Source organism: Okeania sp. SIO2F4 (genome assembly GCF_010672385.1).
In the GTDB taxonomy this organism is placed as follows: Bacteria; Cyanobacteriota; Cyanobacteriia; order Cyanobacteriales; family Microcoleaceae; genus Trichodesmium.
The window spans coordinates 1-1,240 of sequence record NZ_JAAHGT010001456.1 but is presented as its reverse complement, the minus strand read 5'-3'; the positions used below and the strand labels follow the sequence as shown (position 1 = coordinate 1,240).

The following is a 1,240-nucleotide window of genomic DNA, read 5'->3' as shown; positions in this document are numbered from 1 at the left end:
GTGGACTCCATCCGTGGTTGGGATGTTTTTTCATATACTACTTCAATTATATAGCAACCAGTGGCAGGTACCCCAACTGACTTCAACTACAGTATCCACAACTACAGGTATGCATGATTTCACTCATAGATAAGTGACAAATACCATCTTTGAGACTTGCTCTATAGACTGATTCTTTGGAATATATAACTACATTCCTACCTTGAGTTTTATTTTTATACTTTGGTATTTTGGGCTTACTCAAAAACTTGGCTGGATGTTTTGACCATTCAATGATTGCCTGAAAATAACCACGCCAAGTGGCAACCAAGCATTTTATTATTTGTTTTGATACTTTAGTTGGTAATGCTAATCGGCATCGCTATCTTTGGTGGCGTGGTACAGTTTAGTTAAATCTAGACTTTTTGAGGACTTGAAAAAATGCTGACGACAATAATAGTTAGCCAGGTTGTACAAGTTTTTTGATTTAAAGGCTAACTCATCACACACCCGCCAAAAGTTATGTGTTCGGTTAATAATATGTCTGTCAACAAGTCGCATTCACTTTCTATTTTTCAGATTTTAGTTGTTACCTATTTAATACTACAACAATGAGTGTAGATTTTACAACTATTTTCTACGGTTTAAGTTGAACAGTTAATTACCCTCATTCCTTCATAATTAATATCATTGAAATTGTCATATTTTTCCTCAAGCTTCTTATTCAAAATGCCGTAAATATCAAGTTTTCTAAGTTTTCCGTTCTACTAAACTTACCCAAACTTACTCATGAATGATTGCATGAGCTTTGGAGCTAGCTTCCTGTTTCACGCATATACCACTGACCGCAGTCTGCGTACGGACGTTGCATAAGGGCGTCCCTTCTTCTCCACAGGCTTAAAATCGGTGAGAACTTCACCTAATTATTCACATAGTTTTCGCTCGTTGACAGCAGCATTAAAGTCTCTTTCAGCTTGAAATCCACAGTTAGCACAATTATAAGTTCTCTCATGTAAGGGCATTTTTTGTTGATGCCCTTACATGAGAGAACATATTTGAGAACTTGGATAAAATCTAGGAACTATCACGATCTGGCTTCCATACCACTCACACTTGTATGTAAGTTGACGCTTGAACTCATAAAAGCCACAGTCTGCTATGGCACTTGCTAGTTTATGATCTCTTGGTCGATTGGAGGCAAGCGAGGAGACCTCGCCATCCCATCCTAACGGACTGCGAGCAATTCATGTCGCGAAGCGAA

At 38.1% G+C, this 1,240-nt stretch carries 1 pseudogene; it reads right to left on the bottom strand.

The annotated features are described in order from the left end of the window. Positions 1-902: 902 nt before the first annotated feature. A pseudogene (locus F6K22_RS41200) lies at positions 903-1,139 on the bottom strand (zinc ribbon domain-containing protein). Positions 1,140-1,240 lie beyond the last annotated feature (101 nt).